The 25,431-nt window shown below is 62.3% G+C and carries 21 protein-coding genes; 8 read left to right on the top strand and 13 right to left on the bottom strand.

From position 1 onward, the window contains the following. Positions 1-9 precede the first annotated feature (9 nt). Complete coding sequence (locus tag KBZ14_RS02120; protein ID WP_255116648.1) at positions 10-261, bottom strand: DUF2811 domain-containing protein; 252 nt, start codon at positions 259-261, stop codon at positions 10-12. Between the two features lie 633 nt (positions 262-894). Between KBZ14_RS02120 and KBZ14_RS02115 the strand changes: the two genes are divergently transcribed. The 7 genes from KBZ14_RS02115 (at position 895) to KBZ14_RS02085 (ending at position 5,397) form a co-directional block, all read left to right on the top strand. Further along, complete coding sequence (locus tag KBZ14_RS02115) at positions 895-1,806, top strand: major capsid protein (RefSeq protein ID WP_255116646.1); 912 nt, start codon at positions 895-897, stop codon at positions 1,804-1,806. A gap of 127 nt (positions 1,807-1,933) precedes the next feature. Continuing rightward, on the top strand, positions 1,934-2,368 hold the full coding sequence (locus KBZ14_RS02110; protein WP_254932038.1) for a hypothetical protein: 435 nt from the start codon (positions 1,934-1,936) through the stop codon (positions 2,366-2,368). Between the two features lie 10 nt (positions 2,369-2,378). Beyond that, a complete protein-coding gene (locus KBZ14_RS02105) occupies positions 2,379-3,101 on the top strand; it encodes a hypothetical protein (protein ID WP_255116645.1) in 723 nt (240 codons plus the stop codon). Between the two features lie 77 nt (positions 3,102-3,178). Beyond that, positions 3,179-3,421 (top strand): hypothetical protein, encoded by a 243-nt coding sequence (locus KBZ14_RS02100; protein ID WP_255116644.1) that lies wholly within the window; start codon positions 3,179-3,181, stop codon positions 3,419-3,421. A gap of 42 nt (positions 3,422-3,463) precedes the next feature. Beyond that, positions 3,464-4,141 carry a hypothetical protein gene (locus KBZ14_RS02095; protein WP_255116643.1) on the top strand — a complete coding sequence of 226 codons (678 nt, stop codon included), beginning with the start codon at positions 3,464-3,466 and terminating at the stop codon, positions 4,139-4,141. 11 nt (positions 4,142-4,152) lie between these two features. Continuing rightward, positions 4,153-5,202: a beta propeller repeat protein gene (locus tag KBZ14_RS02090; RefSeq protein ID WP_255116642.1), complete on the top strand. Its 1,050-nt coding sequence runs from the start codon at positions 4,153-4,155 to the stop codon at positions 5,200-5,202. A gap of 3 nt (positions 5,203-5,205) precedes the next feature. Then, positions 5,206-5,397, top strand: coding sequence for a hypothetical protein (locus KBZ14_RS02085; RefSeq protein WP_255116641.1), 192 nt, complete (start codon positions 5,206-5,208; stop codon positions 5,395-5,397). 16 nt (positions 5,398-5,413) lie between these two features. Here KBZ14_RS02085 and KBZ14_RS02080 read toward each other — a convergent pair whose 3' ends face one another. Continuing rightward, positions 5,414-6,001, bottom strand: coding sequence for a sigma-70 family RNA polymerase sigma factor (locus tag KBZ14_RS02080; RefSeq protein ID WP_255116640.1), 588 nt, complete (start codon positions 5,999-6,001; stop codon positions 5,414-5,416). Between the two features lie 389 nt (positions 6,002-6,390). Here KBZ14_RS02080 and KBZ14_RS02075 point away from each other — a divergent pair, with 389 nt between their 5' ends. Then, the gene (locus tag KBZ14_RS02075) at positions 6,391-6,909 is read left to right on the top strand and encodes a hypothetical protein (protein ID WP_255116639.1); all 519 of its coding nucleotides are present in this window, start codon (positions 6,391-6,393) and stop codon (positions 6,907-6,909) included. Positions 6,910-7,158: 249 nt separating this feature from the next. On the opposite strand, the gene drmC is transcribed toward KBZ14_RS02075, so the two are convergent. The 11 genes from drmC to KBZ14_RS02020 form a co-directional block, all read right to left on the bottom strand. Continuing rightward, entirely contained in the window at positions 7,159-7,956 is a 798-nt protein-coding gene (gene drmC / locus KBZ14_RS02070) for a DISARM system phospholipase D-like protein DrmC (protein ID WP_255116638.1), read from the bottom strand. Continuing rightward, positions 7,953-9,851 carry a DUF1998 domain-containing protein gene (gene drmB / locus KBZ14_RS02065; protein WP_255116637.1) on the bottom strand — a complete coding sequence of 633 codons (1,899 nt, stop codon included), beginning with the start codon at positions 9,849-9,851 and terminating at the stop codon, positions 7,953-7,955. The genes drmC and drmB overlap by 4 nt, the downstream gene beginning before the upstream one ends. A 20-nt stretch (positions 9,852-9,871) precedes the next feature. Then, a complete protein-coding gene (gene drmA, locus KBZ14_RS02060) occupies positions 9,872-13,408 on the bottom strand; it encodes a DISARM system helicase DrmA (RefSeq protein WP_255116636.1) in 3,537 nt (1,178 codons plus the stop codon). A 3-nt stretch (positions 13,409-13,411) separates the two neighbouring features. Next, on the bottom strand, positions 13,412-13,768 hold the full coding sequence (locus tag KBZ14_RS02055; RefSeq protein WP_255116634.1) for a HepT-like ribonuclease domain-containing protein: 357 nt from the start codon (positions 13,766-13,768) through the stop codon (positions 13,412-13,414). Continuing rightward, positions 13,758-14,069 (bottom strand): nucleotidyltransferase family protein, encoded by a 312-nt coding sequence (locus KBZ14_RS02050; protein WP_255116633.1) that lies wholly within the window; start codon positions 14,067-14,069, stop codon positions 13,758-13,760. The genes KBZ14_RS02055 and KBZ14_RS02050 overlap by 11 nt, the downstream gene beginning before the upstream one ends. Continuing rightward, positions 14,066-14,572 carry a hypothetical protein gene (locus KBZ14_RS02045; RefSeq protein WP_255116632.1) on the bottom strand — a complete coding sequence of 169 codons (507 nt, stop codon included), beginning with the start codon at positions 14,570-14,572 and terminating at the stop codon, positions 14,066-14,068. Before KBZ14_RS02045 ends, KBZ14_RS02050 begins: the two co-directional genes overlap by 4 nt. Continuing rightward, positions 14,556-15,110, bottom strand: a complete 555-nt coding sequence (locus KBZ14_RS02040) for a hypothetical protein (protein ID WP_255116631.1) — start codon at positions 15,108-15,110, stop codon at positions 14,556-14,558. The genes KBZ14_RS02045 and KBZ14_RS02040 overlap by 17 nt, the downstream gene beginning before the upstream one ends. 10 nt (positions 15,111-15,120) lie before the next feature. Continuing rightward, on the bottom strand, positions 15,121-19,230 hold the full coding sequence (locus KBZ14_RS02035; protein WP_255116629.1) for an Eco57I restriction-modification methylase domain-containing protein: 4,110 nt from the start codon (positions 19,228-19,230) through the stop codon (positions 15,121-15,123). A gap of 3 nt (positions 19,231-19,233) precedes the next feature. After that, entirely contained in the window at positions 19,234-20,685 is a 1,452-nt protein-coding gene (locus KBZ14_RS02030) for a hypothetical protein (protein ID WP_255116628.1), read from the bottom strand. Positions 20,686-20,822: 137 nt separating this feature from the next. Then, positions 20,823-24,191 (bottom strand): DISARM system SNF2-like helicase DrmD, encoded by a 3,369-nt coding sequence (gene drmD / locus KBZ14_RS02025; protein WP_255116627.1) that lies wholly within the window; start codon positions 24,189-24,191, stop codon positions 20,823-20,825. Between the two features lie 194 nt (positions 24,192-24,385). Continuing rightward, entirely contained in the window at positions 24,386-25,381 is a 996-nt protein-coding gene (locus KBZ14_RS02020) for a hypothetical protein (protein ID WP_255116626.1), read from the bottom strand. Positions 25,382-25,431: the final 50 nt, after the last annotated feature.

Below are 25,431 nucleotides of genomic sequence, written 5' to 3'. Positions count from 1 at the left end.
CCAGCTCCATCAGTTGTGGGAGATCGGCCGCGCCGTAGTAGCCGGATCGCGCTGGAACAAACCGTCGAGGTAGTGGCGGCTCACGGCACGGTCCTTGCAGCCGTGCTGGAACAGGAAGCCCGCAAGCGCTGCCTGCAGCAGGCGGTACTGGTCCCAGTTGGGATGGCTGCTGATGAATTCCCGCATCGCCTGGTACAGGTCCTCCGGGAACTCATTGACGACGCTCACGTGGACAGGCAGATGGTCGGGGATTTGGCTCATGCGTTCATCACGGCAGTGCACCCATCAAGTCACGAGCACCGCACCAGCGTCAAAGCAGCAAAACCAGTCCGACAAGGCCGTGTCTCTCCGTGAGAAGCAAGTCCTGAACTGCCTTCCTGGCGGCTTGCTGTTCCTCTTGGGCAGGCCAAAACTCCCCGCTGCCGCCGGTCAAGAGGAGAGGGCTTTTCCACAGCGGGGGCTGCACTGCTGGCGCCAGCAGCGGGGTCTTGGGCGTTCAGCCTGTGGAAAAGTCGCCGGTTATGGCGGGAAACCACTGAATGTTGTTGAAAAACCCATAACTCAACACCCCTTATCGATCCCCCCATGCCCCTGCAGCAATCCCAATCGGGTTAAGCGAAACACCAGCTCCTGTCTGATCTCCAACGCACAACCGCCCCTGCAGCAGCCTCAGCGGCACTGGCGCATCACCGATAAACCGGCTGGTGCGGACTGACCGCAATGAACTGTCAGTACATGCGCTCGTGCTTCACACGGCATCTCGGCCAGGGCGCTGCTGCTGAGCTGCCGAGGAGTGAGCACCACCCCATCCATGGCCTGAGCTGACCACCAACCGATCGTCCTGACGGCACCTGGCAACAGATCCTGTTGTCACTGGGGCAAGGCCCCGGGAGAGTGCCCTTGGGCCTGACCTTGATCGAGGCGCAGAAATATGCCCGCCGCGCGGAACAGCTGGCGGTGCTCAAGACCTTTGCTGAGGGGGAGCTGCTGCGCCGCCTGCCCTTCCGCAACCTTGTAGGTGGCTCGTTGAGCTTCCCGGCTGAAACGAAACTCCCCCGCGTGGGTTTTCGGGCGGTGAACGAGGGCTACCGCCAGAGCTATGGCGTCATCAACTCCGATTCGGAGTTTGTGCACCTATTTGGCGGTGATCTGGATGTGGACCGCTCGATCGTTGATCTGCAGGGCCCCGAGGCCCGAGCTGCCCAAACCGAGATGAAGGTGCGCTCGATGCGTCTGACGCTGGAAGCCGCGATCATCAACGGCGATGACGCCTTTGATCCGCGGGCCTTCAACGGCCTGAGCAAGCGGTTGGCACCTGGAGACGAGCAGACAATCGACAACGGCGGCAGCACGCTCAACCTGCTGGCGCTTGAGGCATTGAGCGACAGCGTGATCGGCTACGGGGGCGACAAGGTGCTGATCGCCAGTAAGGCGGCCCGCCGCCAGATCAGCACCGCCTCCCGACAGGCCGGCGGGGAGCTTTATGAGGTGATCGACGGCCGCCACTATTTCGAGGGGATCGAGATCCTGCTGGTGGAGGAAGACGCCGAGGGCCATGCCGTACTGGGCTACGACGAACCGGCAGGCACCACCTCGATCTACTGCTGCGTGCTGGGTGATGCGGCGGTTTGCGGCCTGCAGGGTCCGTTTGAGGGCAGGTATGGCATTGCGGTGCGTGATTTCGGGGAGGTGCATGACGCACCGGTGTTCCGCACGCGGGTGGATTGGTACGTGGGTTTTGCGGTCTGCAACCGCAAGGCAGCGGCACGCCTCTACAACGTGGCGCCCATGCCGCTGGTGGTTTGAGCAACTGCCTGCCACCACCTGCCAGCGCCTACCTGAACGCCTGACGCTGGACCTTCCAAATCCGTAGCGCGCGATAGCCGAGCCAACGGCAGCGCTGCTCCTTGTTCCTTTCACTGGAGTTCCATCCATGACCACCCAAGCCACCCGGCTGCTCGATGCCCAGACGGTGCTCGTCGGCTGGATCAACCACTCGGCAACCGACTGCTACGAGCACAGCCGCAGCAGCGGCGATGTCATCAATCTCGGCACCGACCTCGATGCCTCCTGCTCCTTTGTGCTGGTGGCTTCTCACCCCGGCCACAGCGACGCGGTGACCGTGACCCTGGAGCTAGCACCGCTGCTGGCTGATGGCACCGCCGGCAGCTGGATCACTGCCGCTGCGGTCGCTATCCCCGCCGCTGGCGGCAAGGTGGAGGCAAGCATCAGCGGTGCTGCCCTGCTGCTGAATCCAGCCGACAGCGAACTGGTTACGCCGCCCTGCCTGCGGCTTGCCCGCGCTGTGATCTCTCCGAGCACACCGGTCGGGATGTGCGTGGCGCTGACTGCCAACCAGGGGCTTTGAGGTGAGTGCCATGAGTAACCCATTGGAGTCACTGACCCTGGCGGCGGGTTCTGAGGCCTTGCCGCTGGAGCTGCTGCAACCCCTCGACAGCAACAACCCTGCCTCCACGCCGGTTCACCTCTCGGGCCCGGAGCAGCGGCTCACTGTCACCCCGGATTCAGCCGTAGGCGATGAATCCCTGCTGCCGCCCAGCCAGCTGCTGATCAGTAAGGACGGCGAGAGCCGCTCGATCTGGCCGGTGCACCTGGCCGGCTGGCAGGCATTGGGCTGGCAGCTGCACACGGAGCCGGCAGAAGCTGCGCCCGAGCCAGAGCCAGAACCACTTTCGGAACCTGAACCGGAGCCGCAGCCATCAACGGAGCTGGTGGATGCGCTTTATCTCGAACTGGAGCAACCGGAAGCGACAGAACCCGCCTCGGCACCGGATGAGACCACGCCGACCGCCGAGCCGCTGGAGTCAACGGAAACCGCCACCAGCGACGAAGAAGCCCTGCTGGCTTCTGAGCCCACCGACTTCCAGGCCATGACCAAGGCCCAGATCGTCGACTACTGCTCCAGCGTCTACGGCGTGGAGCTCGATAGCAGCCAGACCAAAGCCGAGCTGGTGGAGCAAGCCACGGCACTGGAAGCCCAGGCCAGCGGCAGCAGTACAGCCACCAGCGAGGGCACTGGTGTTGCCAGCGGCGATCCTGCTGATCTCGCTGCCCTGGAGCTGGGTGATGCCCTGCTCTGATCACGGCCAACTGCAACCGAGCCAACGCATTCCTGGCTGGGGGCTGGCAACAGCTCAGCAGCACTGCCCTGGCGCCGATGGCCACTTCCGATCCGGCTGTGCTGGCCGAGCTGACGGCCCAATGCCGCAGCAGCAGCCGGCCGCAGGGGGTGATCTTCCTGGGCCAGGCCCAGCTGCAGGACGGCGGCACCCCTGAACCGCCCCCAGCCGGGGGCGTCAGTTCGGTGCAAGCTCTGGCGCCGCTCATCAGTGCCACCGCCGGCAATGGGGTGCTGCTGCTCGCGCTGGACCTGCGCCTGCTTGGCCCCCTGCCGACCTGACCCGAGCACTGATCGCCCAACTCTTTTTCTCTACTGATCGCCATGGCCACCACCACCGAGAGCCGCACCGCCAGCCGCTCCCTGCCCCAGCCCAGCGACCTGCTGCTGGTGCAGCGCGGCAGCACGCCATTCCGGGCCACGGCTGATGAGGTCAAGGCATTCATGCTCAGCCCCGCCACCACAGCAGCGATTGGTGCAATCAAGCCGGGCACCAACCTCTCAGTGGATGCCGATGGCACCCTCCATGCCGCCATCTCCGGTGCCCTCACCTACCGGGGTGCGATCGACCCCACCACCAGCGAGGCCCCGGCAGATGCTGCAGTCGGGGATGTGTACCTGGCCAGTTCCGGCGGTCCTGCCCTGGCCAGCTGGAGCGGCATCGCCGGCCAGGAGATAGCCCAGGGAGACCTGCTGCTGTTTGACGGCACCACATGGAGCGCCAATGCCGCCCTGGGCCCCGATGGCGCGGGTGTGATCCGGATCCAGGTGGCCGCTCCGCTGGACGTCGATGAGAGCGATCCCGCCCAACCGCTGCTCAGCGTTGGGCCCGCATCCACCGCTGCTGCCGGTGTTGTGCAGCTGGCAGATCCGTCGGCTCTTGGGGAGGGCACCCCTGGGCGGGTGGTGGATGCGGCCCAGCTACAGGCTGCGCTGGCCACCGCCCAGCCAGCCGGCGACTACATGCCGCTGGACCTGAGCACCCTGCCGGCCCTGCCCTGAGCGCTGAACTGATGACGCTTCAAGCAAGCGACCTGCTGGCGATTACCCGCTCCACCGGGCCCCAGGCCGGCACCTATCAGCTGCCGGCAGCGGTGCTGGCGGAGCTGCTCAACCCTCCGCCGGTGCTTGGGATCAGCGGGGTGCTCTGGTCGACTGTGCGCTCGGCGGCGGATATCAGCTGGCAAGCGATTTGCTGGTCGCCGGAGCTGCAGCTCTACGCCTGCGTAGCGGGTAGCGGCACGGGCAACCGGGTAATGACCTCAAGCGATGGCATCCGCTGGAGCACCCAGCCATCAGCAGCCGATCAGAACTGGGTAGCTCTCTGCTGGGCCAAAGAGCTGGGGCTGTTTGTCGCCGTAAGCGACAGCGGCCTTGGCAATCGGGTGATGACCTCAGCGGATGGCCGCAGCTGGACCCTGCGCCAGACGCCAGCCAACAACAACTGGACTTCGATCTGCTGGGCGCAAGAGCTAGGACTGTTGGTGGCCGTGGCCAGCAGCGGCACAGGCAACCGGGTGATGACCAGCAGCGATGGCTTCACCTGGACAGCCCGCCAGGCTGCTGCAGATCAGGAATGGCGCTCCATCTGCTGGGCGCCTCAGCTGGGGCTGCTGGTGGCGGTGAGCAGCACCGGCGGCAACCAGCGGGTGATGACCTCAAGCGATGGCCGCAACTGGACCCTGCGGACAGCGGCCACCACCAACAACTGGACGGCGATCTGCTGGGCGGCTGAGCTGGGTTTCCTGGTGGCGCTGAGCAGCAGCGGCAAGGGCAACCGGGTGATGACCTCCCCGGATGGGATCAGTTGGAGCAGCCGCAGCTCGGCGGCCGACAACGCCTGGACCTCCCTCTGCTGGTCGCCGCAGCGGGAGCTGCTGGTAGCGGCGGCCAGCAGCGGCACCGGCAACCGGATCATGACCAGCGGCGATGGCCTCAGCTGGACGGTGCGCAGCTCCCCGGCAGATCTGGGTTGGCGCTCGCTCTGCTGGTCGCCCCAGCGTCGTCAGTTTGCGGCGGTGAGCAACAGCGGCGCTGGCAACCGGGTGATGGTGAGCCCCTGAACCATGACTGAAACCAAGGCACCCCTGCCGGTGGTTGGCTCGCGCTGCTGGCGCGACCTGATCAGCCCAGAGAGCGGCGCCACCGTGCTCAGCCTGGCGGGAGACAGCAGTGATGCCGACCCGATGGTGGAGCTGGCCTACGACGAGGGTGGCAGCGGCTGGTGGCCGCTCTCCACGCTGGTGTTCCAGCAGTGACTGGTGAGGAGGGGCCTCAGCCCCCGCCCACCAGCTGCTGCCGCAGGGCCTCAAGAGCTTTCTTCTGGGCCCGCTGCACGGACATGGCGCTGATTTGCAGCTGCTCTGCTGCCTGCCGGAGCGATAGGCCCTCAAGGACGGTGAGCCTCAGGGCCGTAGCTTGCGGCGCAGGCAGCTGATCTACTAGCTGCTCCAGCGCCAGATCATCAGCGGGCCCGGCTGCTTCTTGCTCTGGGGCCGCCAGCTGATCGAGCAGGCACGGCTCGCCAGCGGCGTGGCCATCAAGGCTGATATGACCCAGGGGGCACTGACCCTGCTCATGCAGCCGGCGTGGAATGCGCACCAGCCGCACCCGATCGCGCAGGTGATGCTGCAGGGCACCTGAGATGCAGCGGCGCAGATAGGGCTCTGGCGGCTCACCTGCTTTGCAGCGCAGCACGGAGCGGAGCAGGGCTTCTCTAGCTACCTGGATCAGATCCTCCCGCTCAACCAAAGGGAAGAAGCGGCGGGCTATAGCTGAAGCAACGGCATCTGCCAGGGAGAGGTGCTCCAGCACCAAGGCATCACGGGCACGGAGGGCAGAGCGGGAAAGGGGGGCAGCCATCTGGGGACGGCAGAGAACCCCACCCCCAACGGCCCGCCGCAGCGCTGCGACAAGGACGCCCCACCGGGGCGCATGGCCCGATCCTTGACGCAGCGCGAGGACTGGACGAGGGATTTAGGTGGGTGTTTGACGGCCTGGTGGCGATTGCCCCAAATACCCAGCTACCAGCAGCGCCTACTCGTTCGTGGCCTCTGAGGCTGCCCTGCTGCGGGCTCGAGGCTGCGGCCAGCTGGGTTGAGAGGAACCGCTTGGGAGCAGGTGAGGGATGGGAACCCTGAGGGGGGAATGCCCTCACCGGCGTGAGGGGCGCGTAGTAGAGCTAGGTCAGCGCTTCCGCGGCACTACCAGTGCGTCCCAAGATCAGCCCCTGCCCCATCAGCCTGCTTGTCTTGACGTTGGTGCTCGGCCCTATTGCCTCAGCGCAGCAGGTCCAGCCAGGGCTATCCCAAAGTCTTGAACGAATCCGACAAGTGGAGGCCGCTGAACAACAACGCCAGAGCGTCGAAAACGCGAAATGGCGAACCTTCCCGCAAGGTGCCCCAGAGTCCAAGGCATTGACGCAAATAGAGCGAGAGCAGCAAAGAGTTGAGGCCGCCAGCACCTGGCTGATGAAGCCAGGGATGCAGCGTGAGGAGTGCTCCTACTACTGGCCCGACTGGAAGCTCATCCCAGGCACCAGCATCCGCACCACCGCGATGCGCTGCAATCGCAGTCTCCACACTGAGGTGGCGGTGGATTGCGCAACGATGAGGATGGCCGTGAGGGATCGGTACATGGCCAACACCAAGCCGGGGCATTGGCATGGATGGGCCGTACCCATTGCGACCAGTAGCAGCGATGCAGGAGAGCAGTACGCCAAGCAGCGAATGATCGCTGCGCTTTGCGACAACGTTGTTGGGGCAAAGTGAGTGGGACGAAACAGGGTGATCGCTACCAGCTGCGGGGCTCTTTTGGTGATAGTTGCCGGATCTCAGAATTGCGTTGATGGCTCTCTGCTGGGTTCCCAAGGGGGCAACAGGTAGCCCAGCCCCATGTGCTCGCTTGGCCAGCGTCGATCCCATGCCAGACAGGAGCGCATGACCCGATCATTGACGCGGCGCGAGGACTGGCCATGCCAGTCACACAGTTTATTTAGATGTGCACCATGCAATTAATTTCTAGGCGGCAAATTCAAGAGGCAGAAAAAGTCCTTGATCAACGGCCATGGAAAATTGCCTTTGGATCTCCTGAACCCTTGGGACGGATTTTGTCAGCCAGCCAGCTTCAAAGTTATGCCGCTGTGCCGTTTCACTAAAGTTGGCGCTGGTAACAATGGCTTTGGCCTCAGGTGTTGTTGCATCAGCAATGACAATCTTGGCATGTTGGTAACAACGCTCAGCCGAGCCTGAGATCAGCCGTCGGTCCACGTAGGCATGAGGTTTTGCGGGCCAAGGCCAGACTTCCCGGTTAAACCATGTTGAGATCGTTGCTAGCGGGTCAGCGCCCAGGCGATCTTCAATCTGCTTGGGATGGAAGAACAGGTCGACTCTGTTCAGCTGACCATTGGCTAAGCGATCTGCGATGGAGGCGAACAAGGCACGAAACTCACTGCTGAGGCCGATGTTGTAGGTGGCGATCAACAGGCTGCAGCGCGCTTCACCGATGAGTTGATCCACCGTGGCAAAGGTGTCGGCTGTTTTGGCATGGAGGGGATCCGGGCCAGACCAGACGAAACTCCAGCCGTTTCGCTCTGTTTGAAGTGCCTCTTGCGCATCAGCGAGGCGATCAAGCAGCAACGCCATCAGGCGGGGATGGGCCCCCTCTCGCACCATCTCCACCAGTAGCGGCTCGAGCTGGAGGCGGATCGCTTCGCTGTGAGTAGAGAGCAGTCCCTGCCAGCTGGTGGGCGTGTAGTTCAGACGCCGTAGATCAATCGCTACGCCCCGAAGTGTCTGGGCTGGCAGCGTGAGGCTCATGCGTTGATGAACTCCCAGAAGGACGGATCACCCGTTTCAGGGTCGAATGAAACGGTGGGGCTCACCAGGGCCCGATCGAGGAACTCGTTGCGGATTTCACAGGAGGTTTCGGCGATCAATTCACAGCCATGGCAGGCGGCGCCGTGGGTAGGGCGAATGTCGAAGGGGTGGTTGGGGTCGTGCTCGGAGCAGAAGGGATCGTTGCTGCAGAGCTGGCCGCGCTCAAAGGCCTTGTCCAGATAACTGACGATCCGCTTGCCGGCCCCAACCAGGCCGCCCAGGGTGCCTTCCGAGCCGGAACTACTGGTGAACAGCAAGATGCCATAGCCAATCTCGTCGTTGGCGTAAATGCGCTCCCGTATGGAGCTGGCGCCATAGCCGCACTCCAGTGCCATCTCCGTGATCAGCAGGTGACTGAGGCTGTGCAGCAAGAGGTAGGGAGCTCCTGGGAAAGGGAACTGTTTTTCGTCGAGACCACGCGACGCGAGCCATTCGTTCTCGAAGGCCTTGGTGAATTGACCGGCTCGCATTTGCACCGGATCACTGGCCGCCCAGGCCTTGATCGTGGCGGGATCGAACTCGATGAAAATCCCTTCCCCCTTGTTCTCACTCGCCGGCACCCAGCGCAGATCATTGGCCAGCGGTGCTCGGCGGTTCACCTTGGTGGTGTCGATCGGCAAGCCGCCGAGGCTGCTGGTGCGAGCCGTGAAGCGGGTGAAGCCCACTAGCGCCTGCACCTCCCGCAGGCGGTGCACCAGCAGCACCCGTTTGATGGCTTTGCTGAACCAGGCTGGCGGGTTGGGGGGCTGCCATTGATCGGCCTCAAAGAGGCTCCCTTCTGCAGAACTGGAGACCCCATCCATCGGGCCAATCAGCAGGGCCAGCTCCTCATCTTTGGGTTGGGCTGCCTGGCCGGTGATGCCTCCCCGTTGAGCCTCGATCGTTTGCCAGAGCAGCGCGGGATCCACACCAACGAAGGCGCTTTTGAGGCGTGGGTTGAATTTGAGGGCTGCTGATACATCGGCTTCCGCTTCGATCAAGGCGAGGTCGTCCTTGAGTTCGGTGACACGTTTTGCCAGGGAATTTGCTTCCTCCGGCAGGGAGATCACCGAGATGGTTTCGGTGAAGTAAGCGTTGGTGGCAGAGCGCACCAGTAGCCGGTTTTGGGTGGGCTCTCCATCGGTTTTGCACTTGTCAGGGTCGCGGGCGTTGCGGCCCAACCAGGGCGTTTGCCCTTGGCAAAGACCTAGGGGGCTCATTTCTGTGACCAAGGCATCAGCGAGCTTGCGGGTTGTGCCGCCCTCTGACTGCACATAGATCTGGGTGAAGTCGTTGCCGGTGCCGGCTTCGAGCAGGTAGAGGCGTTCGCTGTTCTTGCAGCCGAACTGGCGAAAGCAGAAGTCGCGCCAGCGGATGTCGCTGAGGTGGCCATGGGGGCAGGCCATCACGAAGCGAACCGGCACCACCGGGTACTTGCCCTCATCGTCTTGATAGGTGCGCCAGTCCGAGATGCAGCCATCGTTGAAGTGCACCAGGGGCCTGGCCCGGCAGGGAATACCAAAGGCCATCCGCTCGCTCACCTTCTGAGCCACGGACCACTCGGGAAAGCGAAACGCCTTGATTGAACCGCTGACATTTTTGAGCGGATCCACCTCCTTGGGCGGGGTGCGCAGGTCAACCCGGGCCATCCCGGTGGCCTGCCGCACCAACTGCAGCAGCCGCGGCTCGTGGATCAGATCACAACCTTTGTTATTCCAGAAATCCAATCCCCCAATCAGTAGGGAGTAGTCGGGCAGGTCGACCATGGCGCCAGGTCCGTAGAGCTGGAGCACCTGGCTTTGACGCGCTTCGCCGAGGGGCGGGGGAGCAGCTTTACGGCGGGTGGAGGCGGGCATGGGGGTGGTGGCTACTGGGCTCAGTCGTCGGCTGTGATTTCTTCCCTGAAGTTCACCATCCGGATCGGAGCAGAAGGCTCCACATCACGCAGGCTCCAGTTGGTGTTGAACTGCTTGTAGCCCTCCGTTTGGTAGATCGGGTCGTTATCGAGGGATGTGTGCAGCAAACCCGCACCAGCGCCCTTCTCTTCATGGGTCCAGTACTGCAGCTTGGCCTCTGGCTCTTGGGTGAGCTTCCACCAAGCTTCCAGCAGATCGATCACGTGATCGCGCACTTCGGTGGGTAGGTGTTCATCGAGGCTGTCATCGGCAGCGCCTGTGGCAATACAGCGCTCCTGCAAAGCCTTGGCGATCTGAGCCTTGATGGCTTGCAGGGCGTCCGCTGCCATAGCGCCCTTGGCACCAGCTAGGGCTGGATCGCTGTGGCGGGCCATAGCCACCACCACCCCAGGTAGGCCGCGATCAAGGGCACGGCTGGCAAAGGGTGTGCAGCTGGTGGCCTCCACATGGCGGTAGAAGGTTTGGTGCCAGTAGGGAAACAGCTCGAAATGGGAGCGATCCCTTGGGCGGTTGGGGTTGAGCAGCACCAGCACAAGCCCCGGCTTGTTTTGCTCCGGGATGTCGCTGAGCTGGCGGCCAACGCGGCTGGTGGCCTGGATGTACTCGGCGGCGGTTTTCGGTTGGTTGAGCACCACCATCAGACCCAGGCGAGAGATGTCGAGGCCCACCGAAATCATGTTGGTGGCTAGGGCCACATCGAGGTGGTCCTTATCGACGTAGGGCTTGGAGAGCCGATCTTTAGTGCTGCTGATCTTGGCGGTGTTGACGCGAGAGGTGAGCTCCTGCGGTTCATTGGGCCGCTTACGAGTAGCAAAAGGGTTAATGAAGCCCTCCATATCAAGGGCTCGGTTTTTGGCAAATTGTTCCAGCTGGCCACCGAGTTCGTCTTCCAAGATGCTGCGGGTGACGCCCAGCTCCTTGAGGTTGGAGAAGTAGCCAAGCAGGGTCATGTAGGGATCGGCTGGGTTGCTTGCACCCATGGCCTTGTTGTCGTTCCAGCCCTTCTGAGCTGCAGCCATCAGGCCCAGGTAGGAGCGCAGCAGCACGCCTTTGAGATTTCGGCCCGGCGCGGAGAGACCTACGTAGAGACGGGCTTGGTCTCGATCTTGAATCGTGCGCGAGAAGAAGTTGTCATCACGCTCCGGGCCTGGCGGCGGAAAGATGCGCACCTGGCTGCGGGCAAATAGGGCCTTGATCTGAGCCTCAGCCCTACGCACGGTGGCGGTGGAGGCGATGATCTTGGGCGGCGGCGTGGAGGCGTCTGGACGCATCAGAGCCTCGATCACCGTTTCATAGAGGCCAGCGAGGGTGCCGAGCGGTCCACTGATTAGATGAAGTTCGTCCTGGATGACGAGCGCTGGTGGCAGCAGCCGGCCGTGGGGAATCTTGAGCCCACCAGCCGCCTTCTCAGATGGCCCCCAGAAACCTGCAGCGCCACTGCCGGTGGGCAACTGATAAGTGCTGACATTGCCAAAGAGGGACGAGGTTTTACCAACCCAAGGCAGGGCAGCGAACTTATCGATCGTGGCGATCAGGAAGCAGGGCAGGCGGCGGTAGATCTGCTCATCCACCGGCAGCACCGGTAGTGGTGTGCCCTTGTGGAAAGCGCACGGACCCATGTGGGCAAATTCCTGTTTGGCTTCTGGCGATCTGGGCTCGCGGCAGTAGATCTCAAGCCGATCGGGATTCTTGGGAGGCAGCAGATGAAACCCCTCAGGCTGCAGGGGTCGGTTGCACCAGGGGCAGGTTTCGATCGGGATCGGACGCTCGCGCTTGCCTGATTTCCAGTTGTTGAGAACGGCATGGGTGGATTGCTGATCGCTGTCGCCCGGACCGCCCAGCTTGTTTGGCGTGGCGGCCTTGCCCACCCACATGCCGATCTCAAAGGGCCATTCACCCAGCGGATAGGGGAAATCTTGTTCAGCGCGCTTGAGCCGCTCCAGCTCCAATGCGCAGATCAAGGTGGCAGCACGGCCGAGCTGATCGAGGGTGAGCAGCCGCAGGGTGTAGCGCATCAACACGGTGAGGCCGGCTGATTCAATCCCTGGGTTCTGCAGGCGGCGATGCACCAGGGTGAACGCGGCAAGACCCAGGTAGGCCTCGGTTTTGCCGCCACCGGTGGGGAAGAACAGCAGTTCAACGGCTTCACGATCTAACCGGCCTTCTGGGGTGTCTGGTGTGGCGAGACCAGGCAGGTTCATCAGTACAAAAGCCAGCTGGAAGAAGCGCCACTTGGGGCTGCGGGTGTTTGGTGCAATGCCGATTTGATCGGGCGGCACCTTGGCGCTGAAGGCACTCCGCTGCCGGCTGGCGCGGGCCATCACCAGGTTCATGGTGCGGAAGGCCTCTCGCACCAAGGGATCACTGAGCAGCTTGATCCCGCTTTCAATGCGCCTGGCGCAGTCTTCTGCCTGGGCCCGGAGCTGCTTGGCGGTTTCGTTCTGAGCTGGATCGCTAATGGGGTGTTTGGGTTGCTGGGTTATCCATGCCCGGTAGGCCTTCACCATCGGCATCAGCTCCTGCCCGATGCGTTCGCTCCGGGCTAGATCCGCTAGGGCCTCCATATCCATCGGCACGTTGGTGCCGGCGGGTGGCTCTGGCAGCGTGCGGTAGACCCGGGCTGTTGGTAGCCAGGTGGTGGTGAGGGTGTGGCAGATGGCAGGGTTGCCTTCTGGGATATCGGCAGCAATTACTGCAACGTTGTGACCGCTGGCAAAGCAGTAATCGCGCCGGTATTGAAGGGCCGCCAGGCGTTCATCGGGATCCTTGGCGGCCTGCTGCAGCGCATCGCGGCGGGGCGGAAAGCCTGCTTGGCAACGGAGCGAGAGCTCCGCCTGGAAAGCCGTGACTGGATCGCGATAACGGATCTGTTTGGGCGGTGACTCGCGCTTGTTGAGCAGAAAGAGCGAGACAGAAAGTTGATCGCTTGGATAGTTGAGCTTTTTTGGTGCCGGCCGGGCGATCCAGCGCAGACACAAGCCTTGTGGATTGCCTTCCAGAGGGATATCTGGGCTGGTGCCGGGAGCATCAATTTCAAAACTGATGCTTTGACGCTGGGGCGTGCGGGTCCAGATCTTGTCTTTGTCTCCTTCTACAGGTGCGCTGTAATCCCCCCAGCTCACAACCACCACCAAGCTGGCGCCCTGATTGGCGATAAAGCTCAGGCCAAGGGAGGAGGGAAACCAGCTGCGGCGGGTGTTGGCCTGATCGAGGGTGTCGTTGGCGTCGTCTTCTTTCTCTTTCTTCTCCAGGCGATTGGAGGCGTCGTTGCTGGGTTCTTCCCCAGCGAGATCGGAGAAAGAAAGCTGCTCTTCTTTTGTGGTGCGGCCGGCCTCCTGCTGAAACACATGGGGCACCAGGAAGCCGGTGGTGTAACGCACCGATGGCGGTTGGTTGATCTGTTCATGGCGCCGAGCGACGTCATCCCAACTGGGTCCGATCAAGTCGATGCGAAGGGCATCGACGAGATGTTGACGGATTTCGGCGGAGGAGGTCATGGTTCAGGTGAGTTCCACGTTGAGCTGGCTGAGCAGCTGCGTGCAGTGGTCGATCAGAACTGGCAGATCCGTTTGGATGGCACCCCAGACCACCTGAACACTCACATTCAGATACTCGTGGGTGAGCAGGTTGCGGAAGTCGATGATTTGTCGCCCTTCTGGGATCGCCGCGAATAGTTGTGGATCTCGCTGTGAGATCAGCTTCAAGGCTTCACCGATGATGATGAACTCACGCTCGACGGCCGAGCGAATCAGCCTCGAGTTGCCATAGCCAGCTTCATCAATCGTGCTCGTTGCTTCCTGAATGGCAGCTGCGGCCTCCAGGATGTCGCTGAGATAGGCCCGGGGGTCACGCTGCATAGATCTGCTGCTTGCTGGCCTCGATGCTTTGTTTGACGTAAGGATTGCGGACGGCATCGGCCATCACCAGATCGACTTCCGTAGCCAGGCCCAGGCGCAGGTCGTTGAGGAGAGCGAAGTAGGCCTTGTAGAGCCTGCCGGGATCAAGTGGCAGGAACTCCACCAGCAGGTCGATGTCGCTTTCTCCAGGCCGGTAATCGGGCCTCAGCACCGAGCCAAACACATCCAGTCGCGCCACGTGATGCCGCCGGCAGGCGTCGGCGATGGCGTCCAGCTGGGGCTTGGCAAGGGCGAGGCTCATCGTTCCATTGTGCTCGCGGAGCCAGGCTGGCCAGCAGTTTGGTCCCCTTGCCCTTGCCAGGCGTCATTGATCACTTCGGTGGCGGTGCCTAGTTTCTGCAGCAACAGCAGGAGCAAACGCTCGATGCGGTTGGCATCGTGGGGATAGGAAGGCGCTGAGATGGCTGGGGCCTCCAGCTCAGTGCCCAACCTCTCCTTGAGGAAGGCGATCAGTTCGCTGCGGCGCAGCTTCGACCATCCACGCAACCGCTGCTGCCGGCAGATGTTCTGCAACTCCCCGGCAGTGAGGGTATCGAGATCCTGCCCCGGGGGTAGGAGGATTTCGGCGGATTCAGAAAGGAGATTGCCATGGCGTTCCTCGATCCGGCCGGCTTGGCGCTGGAGGTAGTCGTCGAGGCCGCGGGTGTGGTTGGCAAGGACGGTGCCCAGGGTGTGGAGATCGGCGCCAAGGCTGTCGCTGATCGGCGTGCCGCGGCGGCGGCGGGGCTCAGGCTTGGTCGTCATCGATCGATTCCTCGAAGAACTCAACGGCATCGGCCCGCTCCAGTAGCCGCTCCACCGCAAGCTTGAGATCCTGGATCGACTGGCCGGTGGGGCCACCATGGGCACGCTCTTGCTGGTCGACCGCCTCCTTGATATCGGCCAGGTTCTCTAGGGCCTGCTCGATCTGCTGCACCTGCAACAACCGGCCCTTGAGGCGGGGCAGCACGGCGGATATCTGATTGGCCTCCTCCTCCACCCGTTGGCGATAGGAGAGAAGGTCGTCCCGTTCCTGTTCCAGCAGGTTCATCTCCGCCTCCAGCAGGGCGATCTTGTTCTTGGCCTTGGTCACCAGACCCTGCTGGGCCCCGGCTCGGCGGTTGGCGGAGATCAGGGCTTCCCGCATCTCCCGATAGAAGTTGCGCAGATCGGCGAAGTGAATCAGCTTGTGCACCAGCGGAAACCGCCGGGCCGTGGTTTTGCCGATTTCCGCGGCGGGCTTGCTGGTTGGGCCAGTGGATCGGGGCATGGTGGTGATCAGGCGTCTCGGGCGGCTGGCCATGGGTCGGTCTTCATAGGGCCAGTCCGATCTGCTGTCCATCGGTGGCCAGGGCCGCTTTCGGCGGGCGGCCGCGCCGTTTCCCGTCCCCCGCTGCCGCTGGTGCAGCTTTCTTGCCCCCCTTGCCATGCAGCCCCTGGGCCACCTCCTCGGCGTAGCGCTCGGCATTCAGCGTCAGCAGGCGGGCGAGCACGTCGTCGCGCACGACATCGGGCCAGCGGTAGCGCCAGGGCAGCTTGCGGCGGCCGGTGATGGCGCCATGGGCATGCAGCTGGCCCTGGAAATCCAGCGCGTCGCTGGCGTCCCAGAAGAACAGTTCGCCGCTGTCGATGCGCTCCTGCAGCTCATCGGGGAGCGTGGCGTTGTCTTCGGTTTCGAAGTAGTCGAGCCCGAAGCCGCAGGCGGTGGGCACATCGCTCCAGCCGTAGGCGACTAGCACCGCCTGATCCATCACGCTGTGGAGGCGGCGCAGCTCCAGGAGGTCGCAACTAGTTTCAAATGGATCGTGGAAGCGGTTGTAGATCATGGTCAATCCTTCATTGTATTTCGTGACTGCATCAAGTCGACGCCGATAGTATGTTGAACCCGAGGCCCTAAGCGGTTCGAGGCAAGAAGCCGAAGGGGCCTCTACTGGTAAGTGGGCTAACTGCCTTGGCAACGGGAATGTCCTGAAGCAACTTTTGACGTTATAGATTATACGAGCATCCCTAGAGGATTTGAACTTGTTCACCCATGCTTCGTGGACCCTTGACTGCAGGGCCGAATAAACTTCCCAGTCTCCGCATGCCAAGACATTCACTGAATCGCTATAGAGCTTGTCGCGAACTTCTTCATGGCGTTCTAGCAGCATATACTTGGCGACGCGTGGTATTACGATCGCGACGCTTACTTCAGATAGGCATGCAAAAAAGTCTAATCTTTTGTCCCAGTGCTTCCAGAAGCAGTGCTCGTGAATTTGCTTGGATAGCTTGTCGCGCGAGGGCTTGACCAGGGCCTTTAGCCTGGCGAAAGTGGGTTCGTAGGATGATGCCAGGTTCTCTGGCATGTCGCCATAGTCTATGCAAAAGCGGGGGAATTCTTCGCCAACTCTATTGAGCATATCCTCTGAGCCTGTGTAGAATTTGATCACATCTCTACACTTGGGTTCCAGTTCGATTATTTCCTGCTCCTCATTTCGGGATAAAATAAAGCCTTCTCCCATTAATGTAATGCCGCGAGAGGCGTGAATTTTCCCGAAAAGCACCATTGGATTAGCCTCTGAATCTTCTGCCTGAAGTGACGATGATATATTTGACGCAGAAATACCATCTAAAAGCTTTGGTCCCTTGTATGCACCCCTTGTCATCGCAAAAGATACATAAGAAGTGCCAGCATCTCCCGGCCAAAGCCTCGATGTCGTTGCATAGAAGATGCTCAACTGCATCTCCTCAAGAATGTCTTGAAAAACGGGCCGAGTATCTCCCTCTTTGATTGACTTGGTAGTGATAAGTGCAATTCCCCCGGATTCGGAGATGGCCCTAGAAGCTCTAGCAACAAAATAAACTGAAAGATCTGCCGAGCTTTTTCGTATCCTCAGGACACTTTTAAGCAATGGGGTGTAGGCATCACCCAGGGCGCTTGCGATGAGTCGCCCTCCTAGATATGGGGGGTTGCCGATGAACACGTCAAAGCCTGGGCTTTCTCTCTTAAAGACGTCCGGGAAGGCGAGTCCCCAATGCAGGGGCTGAATGCCCTTCTCGCCCTCGCGAAGTCGCTCCAGCGGTTCCGCCAGCTCGTCCTCCAGCTCCGACACTGAGCTGTGTTGCAGCGTGGCCTCCAGATACAGATTCTTTAGGGCTTCGCGGTCTTTCGGCTTCTTGCCGTTGAAGAACGCCGCCACCAGCAGATCACCCACCGTGCGCAGGTAGGCGGTGCTGGCATTCAGCGAATCAAGAGCCTGGCGCTTCTGTTCGTCGTCGGCATCGCTGCGGCTATCGACATGGAACAGCGCGAAGCTCCTGGCCTCCTGTTGGCGCACCTGATCGAGATAGGCCATCTGGATCTCGCGCTGCAGGCTGGCGCCCTTGATGGCCTTCTCGATCTCGGATCGCTCCATGCCCACCAGCGAATCGCCGCACTTCAGGGCGTGATCCACGAAGGTGAACGGCGCGTCCTTGCTCAGGCTCACCAGCCAGAGGCTGAGGCGGGCCAGGTTCACCGCAAACGGGTTCTTGTCGACCCCATACAGGCAGCTCTGGGCGATCAGCCGGCGGGCGTAGATCAGTGGTTCTTCGCCGTGGGCGTGGCCGCCGGGCTTGAGGGCATCAGGCAAACCCTCCCGGTTCCAGGCCAGCTCCAGCAGTTCGGCCAGGAAGCGGCAGCTCTCCACCAAGAAGGCTCCTGAGCCCATAGCCGGATCGCAGATCTTCAGGTCGAGGATCTGGGCTGCTGTGGGGCGATGCTCACAGCGCTCCAGCCAGGGGCGCAGGGCCTCCTCCACGATCGGCCTTGTGAGTGAACGGGGTGTGTAGTGACTGCCGCTGCGGCGGCGCTCTTCGGTGGGTTGGAACACCAGGCCGCCGGCCGCCTGGGGGCCATCGAACAGCTCGCGGTTGATGCGCGGGGCCAGGGCTTCCAGCAGCTCGGCTTCGCTGCTGGCGTCCTTCAACGCCGTTGCAGATTTCGGCGGCAGAGTTGTGCCGGCCTCCTCTTCAAGCCAGGCCTTGCGTTTGCCGCCGGGCATAGCCAGCAGGGCATCGAGATCCACCGCCGTGGTTAGCTGTTTCTTGGCCCCCTGGGGCTTGCTCTTGAGGCCGATGCAGCGGCCGGGGATGCGGCGCACCGCGTAGCCCATGATCCCCTCATACACCGAGCCGATCTGCTCCACATCGAGGGCGCGGTAGCTGATGCGCTCGCCATTCACGATCAGCAAGTTGCGCAACAGCGCCAGCACCACGCCGTCGCTGATCCACGGGCTCTCCAGCCAGGGGTACACGGCCGGATCAAATAGCTGGCCGTGGCGTGCCGGTAGGTAGTCGGCCGTGGGTCCGCCACCATCGAACACCAGCCGGCACAGGCTCATCAGCCCGGCCCACGCCCCGAACCGCTGCTCCATGGTGTCGGGGTATTCGCTCTCGTCCTGCTGCAACTGCTCGTAGATGCCGCTGAGCTTGTAGTTCTGCTCGTAGACCGCATCGCTGGGCATCAGCGCTTCGTCTTCGGCGTAGAGCAGGAACACCAGCCGCATCAGCATGGTGATCAAGCCGCCATAGAGCTGCTGGGCATCCCGCTCGGGCAAGTCGCCCAGCAGTTCAATGTCTTGCCGCTGGCTCAGCTCATCGGCCTGCTGGAAGCCCCGCAGCAGATCCCACAGCGCCGCCAGCACCTGATCGGCCAGGGCATTGCTCACCACCGCCTGGAAGCTTCGGCTTTTTTTGAGCACATCGCTCAGGCGGTAGCCATCGGGATCGAGGAACACATGGCTCTGCCCCAGCAGTAGATCCAGCCCCGAGAACATCAGCCGGCCGCTCACCTCCGCCAGATCCGCCAGCGGGAAGGTGAGATAGCCGGAGCTTTCCCCCTTGGGTGCCACCACCAGCCGCAGCTGGGCGCCGTTGAACAGCAGCCCCGCTTCCACCCCCGTTTCGCGCAGCAGGCGCTCAAAGCGTTCCTGCGGTGAAGCCCTCCAGAGGTGCTCACCAGCGGTGAGCTTTTGATCTAGTGGCATGAGCAGTGGCAATTCCTGCACCAGCAGCTGCGCGCCTTCGCCGCTGGCGACTGGAACCACTGCCGTCGGTTGCAGCGTTTCCCCCAGTTCAGGCAGCTCTCTGGTGTAGCCCTCAATCAGCTTCGGGTCGCTCTGCACCTGATCGGTGCCCCAGCCCAGTTGCTCCACCAACAAGGTCTCGATGCCGGTAAAGCCCAGCTCTCGCTCATCCGCATCGTCGTCGTCTCCGCCCAGGGGTTCGAGGCCATCTCGGTAGCGCTGCTGCCGCTCGATCAGCTCACTGCCGCTGCGGGCCACCACCCAACCGGCGTCCTGCATTGCTGCAGGAGCCACCACCAAGCCCACGGGCTGGAGATAGCCCAGCCACTGCTGGTGGGCCAGGAGTTCGGGGTCAGTAGTGGAGGGGCGACGGGGCATGGGTCAGTTGTTCCTCACAAAGATCTCGACCAACGCAACCTCGGGAATGTCCATTCGCATCCCAACCCATTCACCCACTCCAGTGCACTTGAGGATGCGAATAGGCACATCGCGTTTGCTCCATTCCTCAAGAGGGCTTGAGTTATGAATATCAAGCTTGTAAGTCTCCCCAACGCGAAGACTCGTTGATGGCGCGAGGGCTATGTATGCAGGTTCTGGCCATTCCTCTGGATCCCCATCAGAGCTCTCGCTACTTGTCTCAAGCTGCGCCGCCGCAACAGCGCGAACTTGTATCCCTCGCTCATTATCCTTCCAGATCAACATGCCTCCTCCTTGGTGCTCTGGCAAAGACTTGACCGGGCTCGCGTCGAGCGGAAGCTCGGAGGCTTGCTTCAATAAATGAGCAGCACTACGGTCAAACAGATTGCGCTGCCACCAGTTCATGTCGTCGAGGCAGAGCTTGATCTCACTCTTGATTTCAGACAGATCCAACATGTCCGCAAGTGTTTCGCGACATTGGTTGACCTGAGCCACCATCTGCTTCTGCCGATAGGCAAGGCTTTCAGGGTGATGCTCCAGTGCGATGAGCATCAATCCCTGCTCCAGCTGAATGACAGCAGCGCAGAGAGCGACCAGCAGACGCGTGTCCTGACCGAACTGATCACCTTCTTCTTTAATCAACCCCGCAAGCTCAAGGGGCTTTTCTCTCTTCCGGGCACGTTGACGTGCTTGGTTGATCTTGTCGTGGAAGTTGGCCTTGAGAATCTTCAGGCGTTCCAAATGGGCACGCAGATCCCGTTCGCAATGGGAAATGCGGTCCTGCATCTGAGCATTGAAGTGACCGGTGTGGGCATGCTCAGCAAGGATGTCCTGAAGGGTTAAGGCCGCAGCGATGACTTCGCCGATATCTTTGGCGTTCTGCCTCTGAACGATTCTTGACAAGGTCTGCTCAATGTTGGCGAGCCTGCGATTGATCTCATTGAGCTGCTGTGTGCCAACGATGGCGTGAATAGCCTGATAGACCACCAGTGGGGCGAGAACACCAGCTGCTGGGGAAAAGCGGGCCTGCCCGACGATCTTTGAGGAGCCCTGAACTAGGACGCCACCGAGATTGTTGCCTCCGCTCTGCATCATTGTCATGGTTCCTTTAGCCAGCCCATCAACGACTGAGGCCGGCCCGACGATCCGCATCAGTTGGCCGGTCTGCACGGCAGCAGCCATCGAGGGGGTGAGTTTTGCTGCGAAGTCGCCAACCACTCCGCTCACTGACTGACTGGCTGCAGTCCCAGACCCATACAAGCTTTCAGTTCGGAGGAATTCGATCATCTGCATTGATTCCTCCAGGCCGTAGGCAAAAGCCCCGGCCTGCACTTCTCCAGCATCGTTGAGAAGGGGTATCAGTTCATAGGGCTTTTCTTCATCAATTTGGGTAGGCGATATCTCCGCAGCAGCCAAGCTGATAGCCGATCGCCTAGCCCGAGCTGGAAGTGAACGGCTTGGGTCCAAGTGGAAGGCCCAATGCTCGGCGATACCAGCAATCCTGCTGGCCAGGCGACGTACGAACTGCAGAAGGTGGAATCGAAGTGCCATGGTTAACCGCTGATCGGCCAGAGGTAAACGAGCCCCGCCGGCTCCAGCCGCTGGGTGATTACCCGATAGCTCTCCTCGATCCGTTTTGGTTCAGAGGCCAGCTCCGTTTCAATCGTCTCCAGGCGCCGCTGCCAATGTTTCTGGTCAGCCGAGAGTTGTTTGCGCTCCTGGCTCGAGAGCTTCTGTAGATCCAGGGCCGGCACCTCCAGCTGCTCCTCCAGCCCTGGGATCAGCGCCGTGGGATCGGCTGCCGCGACCTGGCGATCAAGCTTGGCCAGATCGCGGTTGCGCTGCCTCACGGTGGCGTTGATGCGTTTGCGTTGGGAGCGGAGCACCTCCTTGAGCGCCGCGGCCTCCGTGGTGCCCCGTTGGCTGAGCAGTTCAGCTGCAGAGGCCTGGGCTCTTTCCGCCGCCGCATCCAATGCAGGCTTGAGAGCAGCTACATCGGCTGGGGCTTCCGCCTGCAGCTGGCTGCGGATAGCAGCGGTGATCGCTTCATTATTTCCGGCCTCCATCGCCTTGGTGAGGACTGCCCAGGCCTGCTCTTGCTGAGCACCAACCAGCGGCTGGAGCGCCGCAGCCCGATCCGCGCCGGGATGCCAGTCGGCGATCACGCTGATCAGCTCATCGTGCAGCCGTGTGGCGCCCTGGCCAAACAGCGACAGCCTCCCCAGCACCAACACCTTGGGTTGGGGGTCGGGGCTGGCCAGCACGCAGGCCCGGCTCAATTCGTGGTGCAGGAACCCCTGACTAAGAAAACGGCTGAGCAGGCGCTGCACCAAGCGGTGCTCCAGGTGCAGGTGTACAGCCTCGGCATTGAGCCTGCCGGGATCAGAGAAGATCACTGGCCTAATGGGGTGCTCCTGGCGCCATTGCCACAGCGGCGTTTTGCGATCCCACACGCCTCGCAGGCTGTCGAGGGTGTGCTCCCAGCTGCGGTCATTGCTGCCAGCTACCAAGGACTCAGGGTGCTCTAAGCGCCAGCAGGGCTGATCCTTTTCGTCGCTGCCCTGCACCAGGCCGCTCACGCCCAGTAGGTCAAGAGAGCAGTTGAGGGCGGCCCGGAAGGGATCGTCATCGAAGCCCAGCCATTCATGGGATTTCGCCAGCAGTTGGCGTAGCTCATCCTGCTGTTGCTGCAGCTTCTCCACCCGCCGGCTGGCCTCCAGCTCCTCTCGGGCTCGGTTGAGCATGGCGCCGCGATCGGTATCGGCGGAATCCATCGCCAGCAACTGCTGCTGCACCGCTTCTGTGTTGTCGGTGTCGATACCGCCTTCCAGCACCTCATCCACCTGGCGCTGAACCAGCGGTGAAAGCGAGCCCAGCTCCTGGCGGATCACCTCCGTCTTCTTCACCAGCACATCCATTACCCGGTCCTCCGGCCGGTCTTCCAGCACGAAGTAGTGGCACCACACCTGGGGAGAGCGCTGCAGCTTGCGGTCGATGCGGCCGTTGCGCTGCTCCAGCTTGCTGGGGTTCCAGGGGATGTCGAAGTGAATCAGGTGCTTGCAGTGGTTCTGCAGGTTCACCCCCTCCCGGGCGGCATCGGTGGCGATCAAGATGCGCAGCGGCTCTTGATCGGGATCGGCGTTGAACTGGGCCTTAAGCCGCTCGCGGTTGTCTTCACTCATGCCGCCGGTGAATGAAGCGACGCGACGGTCGGCATCGGCGTCACCAAGCAGGTGCCTCAGCTGCCTTTCCAGGTAGCGCTTGGTGTCGACGTAGTCGGTGAAGATCAGCAGCCTGGTTGGGTTCCATATCGCCTTGGCTTCGCCGAGGTTTGGGCAGAGGTGGCTGCGCAGAAACTTCTCCAGCAACTTGATGCGGGGATCGGCCAGGGATCGATTGGCCGCTGCGATCTCCCCCATCCGCTCCAGTAGGGCCAGATCGCTTTGATCAGCCTCAACGGTTTGGCGTAAAGCCGCTCGGGTTTGCGCCTCCTCCAGGTTGAGCAGCTCGTCTTCTGTGAGTTCGGCTAGGTCGCTGTCGTTATTCACGCCGCCGAGCAGCAGATCCAGTTGGGCACCTGAAGCCGCCAGGGATTCCCGCCGCTGTTCTTGCTTTTGATCCAGGCTCCTGCGGTGCACCTTGAGGGTGCGCGCGAAGGCCTCGATCGAGCTGAGCAATCGCTTCTGCAAATTGGTGATCACCAGCCGATCGGCATTGAGTTGCCGCTTGGTGGCACCCCCCAGGAGCAGCCGATGCTCCCGCTGCTTGCGGTATTTCTGCAGCAACCGGGAGAGCTCCAGCTCTGGGGTATCTGCTGGCAGGCTGCCTTTTGGTACGGAGAGGGGTTCAACAATCCGCTCAGGGAACTCCTCGCCGATGCGGCGTAGGTCGTCCTTGAGGCGGCGCACCAACACCGTGTCCAGATCCCCAGGCTCAAAGGGCACACCCCGCACAAAGCGCGCTGGATCGAGTAGTTCCAACAGAGCCGTGAAGCTGTTGCTGTGGCCGTTGTGGGGTGTAGCCGAAAGAAAAACGCGGTGCTCGAACAGGGGCGCCAGGTCCCGCAGGCTGCGGGTCAAACCGGAATCGATGGCGTAGCGCAGGCTGTTACTGGCCGGCGCAGCGTTGTGGGCTTCATCAAGGATCAGCAGGCTCTGCACCGGGGCCTGGTCTTCCCCACCCTTGCCCTGCTCCAGCCACACCCGCAGCGGGGCCGAGTATTCCGAGTTGCGCAGCAGGGCGTGGGAGATCAGGAAGCGGCTGCCGGTGCTCCAGGGGTTGGTGCCGTAACCCCGCTCCTGCCGCACCTTGGCCACGTAGGCCCGGTCCATCACGGTGAAGGCAAGGCCAAAGCGGCTGGCCATCTCCTCCTGCCACTGGCGCAAGACCGACGGCGGGCAGCTGATCACGACCCGCTTGATGCGTTGGCGCAGCAGCATCTCCCGCAGGATCAGGCCGGCCTCGATCGTTTTGCCCAGGCCCACGTCATCGGCGATAAACAGGCCCACCCGGGGCATCTGGAGCGCCTTGCGCAGCGGTTCGAGCTGGTAGGCCTTGACGTCGATGCCGGCCCGGTAGGGGGCCTGGAACAGTTCGGCGTCGGTGGCGGTGACGCAGTTCCAGCGCAGGGTGTTTAAGTACGCGGCGAACTGCTTGGGTTGGTCGAAGCCTCGCTGGGCCACAGCTTCCCAGCTGCTCTCCCCAAGCACCTCAAAGTCGACCTCACTGCTCAGAAATACGGTGAGGCGCTGACCGATGGCGTCGTCTTCCATGCAGGCCAGGGACACGACCCTGTCACCCCCATCCGCCACCTTGCGGTGCATGGGGGGCTCCACCTCTTCCACCAGGTAGCGGCGGGTACGGCAGCGCACAACCGAACCCGGCTTGAGCCTGGGGCTTGGGCTGGTGGCAGCCGGTTTCATCAGTCAGCTCCTTGCGATGCGTAGCTCACTGGCGGTAGCGGCGGCGGCGGCACCGGGGGCACCTCCTACTGCTGTCAGTCTGCACCTAACAGAAGCCAGGTTGCAGTACTTCGACAGCACTTGCAGCCTTGGATTTGAGAACTATGCATAGTCTGCATAGTTCGAGGTTTCCAGCTGTTGCGGGTAGTGCCCTTTCACTGCCCCTTGCGGTGTGTCGCAACATCTCCCTCGCCAGCACCCACCCCTTCTTCCAGCGACCCCTCCAACCCCAGCAGTGCCCCAGCTCCCCGGGCCACGGCACGGAAGGCGCGGCGCTGGATCACCCGCAGCGTTGCCTTGGCGGCTGTAGGTGCCTGCAGCTCCTGGGGCAGCAGCAGCCACAGTTGTTCTTGCAGGAACAGCCCATCGGCAACCGGCACCAGACCCTGCTCCTGCCACCAGCTCCTGGGGGCCAAGGCCGGGCAGAGCGGCACCGCTATGGGCCGCTGCTGCAGCTGCTCTAGCCAAGACTGCGGGTCCTGCCAGACCCGCGAGGCGCGCTCCAGGTTGCAGAAGCAGGGCTCTAGCTCCCCATGCAGCAGCGGCATGATCTGGGCAGCGGGCAGCAACACCTGCTCCTCCCACGCTTCAGCCCAGCGCTGATGGGCCACTAGTTGCAGCGGCAAGGTTCCCAGCGGCAGCACCTGCACGCCCGGCCAGCGCGGCAGCTCCCCGCTTGCCAGCTCCTGGTTGTGGCAGAGGGAGGAGACCAAGGCTCCATCGAGCACGCCCTGGGCCACCAGCGTTGCCCAGTCGCCAGCGGGGTGGAAACACGGCGGCACCTGCAACACCCCGGGCAGACCAGCAAGCAGCGACTGGTGCAGCGCATCGGTGGCCAGCCGCAAGCGGCCGTCTTCTAGGCGATGGGCCCTGCTGGCCAGACGCAGGAAGCGCAGGCTGCTGCTTCCCCCCCAGCGGCACACCTGGCGGGGACCACGCGCGGGTTGGAGGCGGAACTGCTCGGCCAGGTCCCAGTAGCTGCGGCTCACCGTGGTCTGGTGCATCGATAGGGAGCGGGCGGCGCGCATCTGGCTGCCGCTGACCTCCATCAGATCCAGCACGTGCAGGTTCAGCAGCATCTCGGGCGGCCTGTAGGACTTGCGCCGCCGCCGCGCAGGCGGCACAACGGCAGCAGAGAGCTGGATTGGCACGGCAGCGCGGCAGCAGAACGGGGCAATCAGCCTTGCCCTTTTCCAGCTCC

The organism is Synechococcus sp. HJ21-Hayes (assembly GCF_024345835.1).
Classification (GTDB): Bacteria; Cyanobacteriota; Cyanobacteriia; order PCC-6307; family Cyanobiaceae; genus Vulcanococcus.
Note: the sequence above shows the minus strand (reverse complement) of the source record. Positions and strands in the feature narration are given on the sequence as shown.